Origin of the sequence: Streptomyces murinus, assembly GCF_002154555.1 — a bacterium.
GTDB classification, from domain to species: domain Bacteria; phylum Actinomycetota; class Actinomycetes; order Streptomycetales; family Streptomycetaceae; genus Streptomyces; species Streptomyces murinus.
This window is the reverse complement of the sequence record NZ_MUNF01000310.1, coordinates 1-8,307: the sequence shown is the minus strand read 5'-3', so window position 1 is coordinate 8,307 and position 8,307 is coordinate 1. Positions and strand designations below refer to the sequence as shown.

Annotated in this window: 7 protein-coding genes and 1 pseudogene; 5 read left to right on the top strand and 3 right to left on the bottom strand. The window is 74.0% G+C overall.

Annotation, left to right across the window (positions count from 1 at the left end):
* Positions 1-234 precede the first annotated feature (234 nt).
* From CCN72_RS19235 to CCN72_RS39040, 3 genes and pseudogenes are all read right to left on the bottom strand, one after another.
* A pseudogene (locus CCN72_RS19235) lies at positions 235-1,606 on the bottom strand (hypothetical protein).
* 240 nt (positions 1,607-1,846) lie between these two features.
* On the bottom strand, positions 1,847-2,635 hold the full coding sequence (locus CCN72_RS19230; RefSeq protein ID WP_086808589.1) for an Fpg/Nei family DNA glycosylase: 789 nt from the start codon (positions 2,633-2,635) through the stop codon (positions 1,847-1,849).
* Entirely contained in the window at positions 2,628-2,774 is a 147-nt protein-coding gene (locus CCN72_RS39040; protein ID WP_158101373.1) for a hypothetical protein, read from the bottom strand. Before CCN72_RS39040 ends, CCN72_RS19230 begins: the two co-directional genes overlap by 8 nt.
* Positions 2,775-2,968: 194 nt before the next feature.
* Here CCN72_RS39040 and CCN72_RS19225 point away from each other — a divergent pair, with 194 nt between their 5' ends.
* The 5 genes from CCN72_RS19225 to CCN72_RS19205 all read left to right on the top strand — a co-directional run.
* Positions 2,969-3,307: a MerR family transcriptional regulator gene (locus CCN72_RS19225; RefSeq protein WP_086808588.1), complete on the top strand. Its 339-nt coding sequence runs from the start codon at positions 2,969-2,971 to the stop codon at positions 3,305-3,307.
* A gap of 232 nt (positions 3,308-3,539) precedes the next feature.
* On the top strand, positions 3,540-3,743 hold the full coding sequence (locus tag CCN72_RS19220) for a cold-shock protein (RefSeq protein WP_003969786.1): 204 nt from the start codon (positions 3,540-3,542) through the stop codon (positions 3,741-3,743).
* Between the two features lie 239 nt (positions 3,744-3,982).
* Positions 3,983-5,611 (top strand): DEAD/DEAH box helicase, encoded by a 1,629-nt coding sequence (locus CCN72_RS19215; protein WP_086808587.1) that lies wholly within the window; start codon positions 3,983-3,985, stop codon positions 5,609-5,611.
* A gap of 135 nt (positions 5,612-5,746) precedes the next feature.
* Positions 5,747-6,211: a hypothetical protein gene (locus tag CCN72_RS19210; protein WP_086808586.1), complete on the top strand. Its 465-nt coding sequence runs from the start codon at positions 5,747-5,749 to the stop codon at positions 6,209-6,211.
* Between the two features lie 7 nt (positions 6,212-6,218).
* On the top strand, positions 6,219-8,307 hold a 2,089-nt coding region (locus tag CCN72_RS19205), incomplete at its 3' end, for a CpXC domain-containing protein (protein WP_244174316.1).

The following is an 8,307-nucleotide window of genomic DNA, read 5'->3' as shown; positions in this document are numbered from 1 at the left end:
CTTCCGCGCGGGACTGGTCGCCGTACACCCCGCGGCAGCGGCCCAACGCCCTCGGCTCGACCGTCATACGCCCGCCGTGCTGCGCCGCAAGCGAGGCAGCCGGTCCCGGCCCCGCACCGGCCTGCTCTGACCCGCGCGACTTTCTGTCCCGCCCCGACCTTCCCGCGCCGCCCGCAAGGCCGTACGTCGGCGGGCGGCGCGGGAAGGTCGGGGCGGGACAGAAAGTCGCGCGGGTCAGAGCAGGCCGGTGCGGGGCCGGGACCGGCTGCCTCGCTTGCGGCGCAGCACGGCGGGCGTATGACGGTCGAGCCGAGGGCGTTGGGCCGCTGCCGCGGGGTGTACGGCGACCAGTCCCGCGCGGAAGAGCCCGTGGTCGACGCGGCGGGCCGCCGCCGACTCCAGTTCCTGCCGGAGGGGTCCGTCGCGCAGCATCGCGGCGGGGCCGAGCAGCCCTTCGACGACGGCCAGCGCGCCGGTGACGTCACCGTGGCCGAGCCGCTCCCGTACGGCGGGCAGCGCCTCGGGGTTGCGGTGCACCGCGTCGATCGCCCGCAGGCACGGCAGCGCGGGGCCGCCGAGCGCCACGAGCAGTTCCTCGCGGCGCAGTTCGGCGGGGTGGTGGTCGATCGCCGTGAGCGCCCCGTCCCGCAGCGCGATCCGATGGGTCTCGCCCCGGCACTGCACGCGGTGCGGATCGTGGGGTTCGGGGGCGGCCGGTGCCGGACCGCGCGGGCGAGCCGACGGCGGTCAGCGCCTCGGCGACGAGCAGATGCAGTCGCCCGACCGTGATCAGCCCGGACCGCAGCAGCTCCAGATCCGGGAGGAGCCGGGTCGCGGCCTCCGGAAGCACCGGGAGCGCGGCGGCCTCCTGGGGTGGAAGGTCGTACGGCAGCGGCCGGAACGTCGGGACGTGGCTGTCGTCGGGGGCGACGAGTTCGAGTACGGCGCGTCCGCGCGCCCCGAGCCGTACGGTGAAGGCGCCGCGCGGACGTCCCTCGGCCCGCAGGAGCAGCTCCGCCTCGGCGGCCCAACTGTCCTTCGCCCAGGGGGAGTCCTGGTCGGGCGAGCCGCAGCGCCGGGCCAGTTCGCCGCTGCGGGTCCGGTCCCAGAGGTGCCGGTGCAGGTCGAGCCGGAAGCGTCGGTCGGGATGCGGGTGGGGATGGTGTCCCAAGGTGCCGTCGCCGGGCCCCTCCCACAAGGTCAGGGACATCCGCTGTCCGGCGTCCGCGCGGGCCGGTGGCGTCCGCACCACCAGCTGGACGGCCGGGGCGTCGCCGTAACCGCCGTACTGGGCAAGGGAGATGGTGAGGCCGGGGCGGAGGCGTCCGGCGGGGGCGATCCGGGGCATGTGCCAGCGCAGCAGATCGGGGGCCAGTCGGCGCAGGTCCGCGCGCAGGCGGGTGGTGAGTTCGGTGCCGTGGCGGTCGCGCACGGCGCGCAGATCGAGATCGGTGTCGACCCGGGCGGCGGCGCAGGCCCCCGCCCAGTCGCCGACCGCACGGCGTGCGGTCGCGGTCTCGATCATGGACGGTGGCACGGCGTACTCGCGCACGCGCTGCCACATCAGCAGGTGGGGCGGAAGGTCGTTCGCGAAGTGAGATGCCATCAGCACTCACCCTGAGCGAACGATTCCCCCAATCCGTACGAGGAGAAGTTCTTCATCGCGAGCATCATAAGCACCGCTTCGATGGGCTGTCAGTCGCAATAGCTGGGTGGACACCCGGCACACCCGGAGCAGGGGAACGAGGAGACGCCGTCGAAGTGGCTGTCCACGCCGGTCCCGGCCGGCCCGCTCTCCGGAAGAAGGCAAGACGGCGGGCCGTTCGCGGCCACCAGGGTCAGGGGCTCAGTCCCCGTCCCCCTGACACCGGGGGCACCACACCGTTCCCCGGCCGCCCAGCCGTGTCCGGCGCAGCGGGGTTCCGCAGCGCGGGCACGCCGGGTCCGGGTCGTCGCGGTGGCCGGTGAGCCAGGAGGCGCGGGGTGGGACGCGGCCGGTGGGGAGCGCGGAGCGGAGGGTGCGGCGCATCTGGGTGTGCAGGCACCGCAGTTCGGCCGGGGTGAGATCGCGGGCCTGGCGGTCGGGGCGCAGCCGGGCCCGCCACAGGATCTCGTCGGCGAGCAGGTTGCCGAGGCCGGCGAGGACGGACTGGTCGGTGAGGGTGGTCTTCAGGCGGCCGCGGCGGGTGGCGAGGGCGGCCGCGAGGTCGTCCCGGGTGACCGTCAGCGCGTCGGGGCCCTGGCGCGCGAGCAGCCGGTCGACCTCGGACTCGTCGTGGGCCAGCCACAGGCCCCGGAGTTTGCGCTGGTCGCGGTAGTGCAGCCGGTGGTCGTCGTCCAGCGTGAACAGGACGCGGTCATGGGCCTCGACCGGGTCGTCCGGGTCGGCGCACAGCAGCAGCCCGGTCATGCCGAAGTGCAGCAGCAGGGTGGGTCCGTCGGTGCGGGCCAGCAGCCACTTCCCGCGCCGCTCCGGCTCCGCGAACCGCCGCCCCTTGAGCGCATCACGCAACCCGCGCGCGCCGACGCCGTGCAGGACGCCGGTGTCGCGGACGTCGACACGGCGTACGACGCGGCCGCGGGCACAGGAGTCCAGCAGGCGGCGGAAGCCTTCGACGTCGGGGAGCTCAGGCATGCGGGAGTGCCCTCGGCGCGGGACGGCCGCCGCGGTCCATGGGGTCCGTGAGGTCCACGGGGTCCGAGAGGTCCACGGGGTCCGAGAGGTCCACGGGCTCCGTGAGCTCCATGGGTTCCACGAGGTCCATGAACTCCATGAGATCCCTTTTTTTCCCCCGCCCGCCCCGCGGAAGTACGGCGACTCGCGCGGCCGACGCGCCCGAAAATCTGCCATGGCCGGTACACATGTCCGCGCCGGTCGGCACTAATGTGGACCTACGAGGTGGACGGCGCCGGATCCGGGCAGGGCGGGCGTCGGACTCCTCGCCGCAGTCCCCGGAACGAAGGTGTCATGCCCGCTGAGAACGCCCCCGCAGTCGGCAACCTCGACGACGACGACTACCCCGCCTACACCATGGGGCGGGCCGCCGCCGTTCTGGGCATCACCCCCGCCTTCCTACGGGCCGTGGGCAGGGCCGGACTGATCACACCGCTGCGTTCGGAGGGCGGCCACCGCCGGTACTCCCGCCGGCAGCTGCGCCTCGCCGCCCGCGCCCGGGAGCTGGTCGACCAGGGCACTCCCGTGGAGGCCGCGTGCCGCATCGTCTCCCTGGAGGACCAGCTGGCGGACGCCCGCCGGCTGAACCGGGACATGCGCCGAAAGCTGGACGCGCACGGTATCGATATCTAGTCCCGCCGATACAGAATTACTGAGCACGATGGGGGCAGAATTGGCCGGACGGCCGGAAAACCCCCCGGGCGCCGCCAGGCGACGTGTGTTAGCGTGATAGGCGTTGCAGTTTTGGTTGCCAGAGAATTTTTTTCTTTGCAGAGCTTTCCGGATCTTTCCGGAGGGGTGATCACAGCGGCGACTCGGCTTCGCAAGGTGCGAAGTCCGGCACTGCCCCCTAAGGGAGATTCACATGGCAACTGGCACCGTGAAGTGGTTCAACTCGGAAAAGGGTTTTGGCTTCATCGAGCAGGACGGCGGCGGCGCTGACGTGTTCGCCCACTACTCGAACATCGCCACCTCCGGCTTCCGTGAGCTTCAGGAAGGCCAGAAGGTCAGCTTCGACGTCACGCAGGGCCAGAAGGGCCCGCAGGCCGAGAACATCGTTCCTGCCTGACGCTGACACGCGTCGTCGCGAGCCGAGCGGCTCGCACATCATGAGGCTGGGGCCCGCGCTCTCGGGGTGCGGGCCCCAGCTCATTGTCTTTTTCCGGGCCCTCGCCTTTCCCTGGACGACTCCAGCGCCGAGAGCTGCCCGGTTCTTCACCATTTCTTCGGCTCATTCTTGCGAATCCTCACGCGGTCGGCACCGCCGGACGGAATTCCTCGATACGCCGCATCGAGGAGGGTTCCCCCATGAACCGCACCCGTCGCACCAACGGCCCCACCGGTGACCTCCGCGCCCCCCGCAGGTCCGCGCGCCCCCGTCCCGGCACCAGCCGCAAGACCGGTCAGAGCGCTCGGCCCGCCGCGCGCCGGCAGGAGTTCGCCCTGCCCACCACGGTCACCGAGCCGTTGCCCGCGGTCGAGGCGTTCGCCGAGCTCGACATGTCCGAGCGGCTGCTGAAGGCACTGGTCGACGAGGGCATGACCATGCCCTTCCCGATCCAGGCGGCCACCCTGCCGAACGCGCTCGCGGGCCGGGACGTCCTGGGCCGGGGCCGTACCGGCTCGGGCAAGACGCTCGCCTTCGGCCTGCCGGTGCTGGCCCGGCTGGAGGGGCAGCGGGCCCAGCCCAAGCAGCCCCTCGCCCTGGTCCTCGTACCGACCCGGGAACTGGCCACGCAGGTCACCGACTCGCTCGCCCCGTACGCCCGCGCCCTGCATGTGCGCTTCGCCACCGTGGTCGGCGGTGTGTCGATCGGCCGCCAGACCAGCGCGCTGCGCGCCGGCGCGGAGGTCGTGGTCGCCACGCCCGGTCGCCTCAAGGACCTGATCGACCGCGGCGCCTGCCGCCTCGACCATGTCGCCGTCACCGTCCTCGACGAGGCGGACCAGATGGCCGACATGGGCTTCATGCCGCAGGTGACCGCGCTGCTCGACCAGGTCCCGGCCCGTGGGCAGCGGCTGCTGTTCTCGGCCACCCTGGACCGCAACATCGACCTCCTGGTGCGGCGCTACCTCCACGACCCGGTCGTGCACTCCGTCGACCCGTCGGCCGGCGCGGTCACCACGATGGAGCACCACCTGCTCCAGGTGCGGGACACCGAGAAGCACGACGCCGTGACCGAGATCGCCGCCCGCGACGGGCGCGTGATCATGTTCCTGGACACCAAGCACGCGGCGGACCGGCTGGCCAAGCACCTGCTGTCTGTCGGGGTGCGCGCCGCGGCCCTGCACGGCGGCAAGTCCCAGCCGCAGCGCGACCGTACGCTGGCGCAGTTCAAGAACGGCCAGGTCACGGCCCTGGTCGCGACCAATGTCGCCGCCCGGGGCATCCATGTCGAGGGCCTCGACCTCGTCGTGAACGTCGATCCCCCGGCCGACCACAAGGACTATCTGCACCGCGGCGGCCGTACCGCCCGCGCGGGCGAGTCCGGCACCGTCGTCACCCTGGTGCTGCCGCACCAGCGGCGCGCGATGGACCGGCTGATGGCCGACGCCGACATCACCCCGAGCACCGCGCGGGTGCGCCCCGGCGAGGACGAGCTCCAGCGCATCACCGGCGCCCGGACGCCCTCCGGCATACCGGTCGTCCTCGCCGCACCGGCCGACGACCGCCGCGAGAACGGCGAGGGCTCCGGCCGCCGCCGGGGCCGTGGCCGGGGCCGCGGCGCCGGCGGCCAGGGCGGCGCCGGACGCGCCACCGGCCAGGGTTCGGGCCGCGGCGGCGCGAACGGGCAGAACGCCGGCCGGAGCAGGAGCGGCCAGGGTGCCGCCGTGCGCGGCGAGGGCGGCGGCCAGGGCGGTCAGGGTTCCGCAGGTCGCGGTGGCAGCAGCAGGGGCGGGGCGCAGACGCGTCGCCCCCGCAGGACCAACCCGTAGTCCGAACACCCCGACGGGGCGGGCGGAACGGTCCCGGGCGGTGACAGGCCCGGGGGCGCGGCCACGCCGGCACCCGTTGTGAAGAGTCCCCCACACCTGCCCCCGCCCGTCCGCGCGCGGGGGCAGACTTGGCTCATGTCGCAGCGAGATGAGCTGGTACGCGAGATTCGTGCGCTCTCCGACGCGGAGGCCGTGCGGGCGTTGACCGTGTTGGTGGAGGACCGGGGGCTGCTGTCCTCGGCCGAGCAAATGGCGTTACCCGACGGCGAGTTGGGGGAAGCGCTCACGGAGGCCGGGGTCGAGCCGGGCGGCGGTGCGGGGGAAGGCGACGTCGCACGGGCCGCGTTGGAGTACGCCGCCCTGAGCGGAGACGGTGTCGTCGGTGAGGCCGTGGAGTACGTGCGGTCGCCGATGGAGCGGTTCGACCCGGTGTCCGTGTCCGTGGGGGTGCTGGCCGTCACCCTGCTGCAGACCGAGGTCGTGGTCAAGCGGGACCGGCGGGGGCGGTGGAGCGTGACCGTGCGCAAGCGGGCCCTGAAGGACGCGGCGCTCGCCCGCGTGCTGACGGCGTTGCTCTCCCATCTCACCGACGGCAAGTAGGCCCCCGGTGGCGGTCTCCACGAGGACGCCGTACGAGTGGACGTGTGAGCGGTGCGGGCGGCCGTGCCGGGCGCCGGTGTGGCGGATCGTCGACAGCCGTGAGCGCGCCGACGTCCTCGAAAGCCCCGATGGGCCGGACGGCTTCGGGCCGGGGCTGCACTGGGCGGGCTGCCCCGGCTGCGGGGCCCGGGCGCAGGTCGAGGCGCCGGTGCTGGTGCTGCGGGCCGGGGCGTTCGTACCGTCGCTGTTCGCCACCTCCGTCGCGGAGCTCCAGCGGGATGCCACCGCGAGCGCGGCCGCGCTGGTGGAGGAGGCGCGGGTCGCCGGGGCCTTCACCGGCGGGCGGTTCGGCGGGAACGTGGTCGTGCTGCCGCGCAGACTGCTGCCCTTCGCGCTGAGCCGGGACACCGAGCGGGATCTGGCGGATCCCGAGGCCGCCTGCGCGGAGTTGGCGCCGTACGGGGCACCGACGGTGGACAACTACCGGATCTTCCTGGACCACGTGGCGGCGGAGTCGGCGGAGCCCGATGTCCGGGAGCTGCTGTACGCCGTCACCGTGACCATGCCGGACCGGCTCGCCGAACTGGTCCTGGCCCACCCCCGGCTCACCGGGAGCACCCTGGTGCGCGACGCCGGGGCGCGGGAGTTGCGCGAGGTCGCCGGCACCCCGCTGGAGGCTCCGCTGCGGATGCGGCAGCGGTTCCTGGAGGAGCTGTGCGGAGGTCGGGTCCCCGTGGGTACGGCCGTCGAGCGCCACGCGGCCGCGCTGGCCGCCTTCGGGCAGGGGCTGCGGACCCGGCTGTACGCGATGTACGACCAGGTCCGGGGCGCGGAAGGGCCGGAGATCGTTCCGCTCGCGCGGGAGGCACTCGAACTCGCCGGGCAGACCGGCGAGTTGGAGATCGAGACCGAACTCGCCGCGCGGCTGGGCGGGTTGCTGCTGTCCTCCCTCCATACGGCGGACCCCGCCGATCCCGCCGAAGCGGTGCGGGTGCTCCGACTCGCCCTGTCGCGGCTGCCGGAGGGCACCCTCCACTGGGCCGAGGTGGCCACCAACCTCGCCTCCGCCCAGTACTTCCGTGACGACGGCGACCACATCGAGCGCTGGGAGACCGCCCGCGATCTGCTTCTCCGCGCCACCGCCGCGGTGGACCGGCGGACCCACGGAGAGTTCTGGGCCCGGGTGCAGACCAACTACGGGCTGCTGCTCGGTCAGCGACCGGGCGGCGGGCCCGCCGATCTCACCCTCGGCATCGAGCACATCCAGGCCGGACTGGGCGAACGACCCCGTGCGGGCAACCGCGTCGACCGGGCCTACTCCCTGCTCAACCTCGGGCTGCTGCTGTTCCGGCGCGGCGCACCGGGTGACCTGAAGCGGGCCGAGCGGTGCTACCGGGACGCCCTCGGGCGACTGCGTCCGGACGACGACCCGATGCTGTGGTCGCAGCTCCGGTGCAATCTGGCGGACCTGCTGCTCTCCCCCGAGCGCGCCACCGCCGACCCGCGCGGCGCCCGTGCCGCGGTGGCCGCCGTCGTCGCCTTCGGCGCCGCGCACCCGGGGCTCCTCGACACCAGCCGCGCCACCTGGCTGCTGGCCCGCACCGCCGATCTGCTCGACGGTCCGGGGAGCGCCGAGGGCCTGCGGCTGCGGCGCGCGGCGCTGGCCGCCGTACCGCCGAGCGTGTTTCCCTCCCTGCATCTGTCCATCGCCCGGGAGGCGGTCGACGCGCTCGCCGCCGCCGCGGACTGGGACGCGGCGGCCGAGGTGGCAGCGGGCATGCTGACCGCCGCCCATGCGCTCTACGACGCCCAGGTCACCGCCGCCGGACGCCGGGGCGTGCTGCTGCTGACGCGTGGGACCGCCCGTGAGGCCGCGTTCCTGCTGGCCCGCGCGGGGCGTCCGGAGCGTGCGGTGGAGGCGATCGAGCGGGGGCTCGCCCGTGAGCTGTCGGTGGTGACCGGGCGGGACACGGTGGATCTGGCGGCGCTGGAGGGGGTCGATCCGCCGCTGGCCCACCGGTACCGCCGGGCGCGGGAGCGGTACCGGGTGGTGGCCGCCGGGGTGGAGGGGACGGGCCCGGCGGCCACCACCCGGT

What these genes read in the sequence shown, in the direction of transcription:
- CCN72_RS19220 (WP_003969786.1), top strand. Translation starts at nt 3,540, where the DNA reads ATGGCAACTGGCACCGTGAAGTGGTTCAACTCGGAAAAGGGTTTTGGC.
- CCN72_RS19215 (WP_086808587.1), top strand. Translation starts at nt 3,983, where the DNA reads ATGAACCGCACCCGTCGCACCAACGGCCCCACCGGTGACCTCCGCGCC.
- CCN72_RS19230 (WP_086808589.1), bottom strand. Translation starts at nt 2,635, where the DNA reads ATGCCTGAGCTCCCCGACGTCGAAGGCTTCCGCCGCCTGCTGGACTCC.
- CCN72_RS19225 (WP_086808588.1), top strand. Translation starts at nt 2,969, where the DNA reads ATGCCCGCTGAGAACGCCCCCGCAGTCGGCAACCTCGACGACGACGAC.
- CCN72_RS19210 (WP_086808586.1), top strand. Translation starts at nt 5,747, where the DNA reads ATGTCGCAGCGAGATGAGCTGGTACGCGAGATTCGTGCGCTCTCCGAC.
- CCN72_RS39040 (WP_158101373.1), bottom strand. Translation starts at nt 2,774, where the DNA reads ATGGAGTTCATGGACCTCGTGGAACCCATGGAGCTCACGGAGCCCGTG.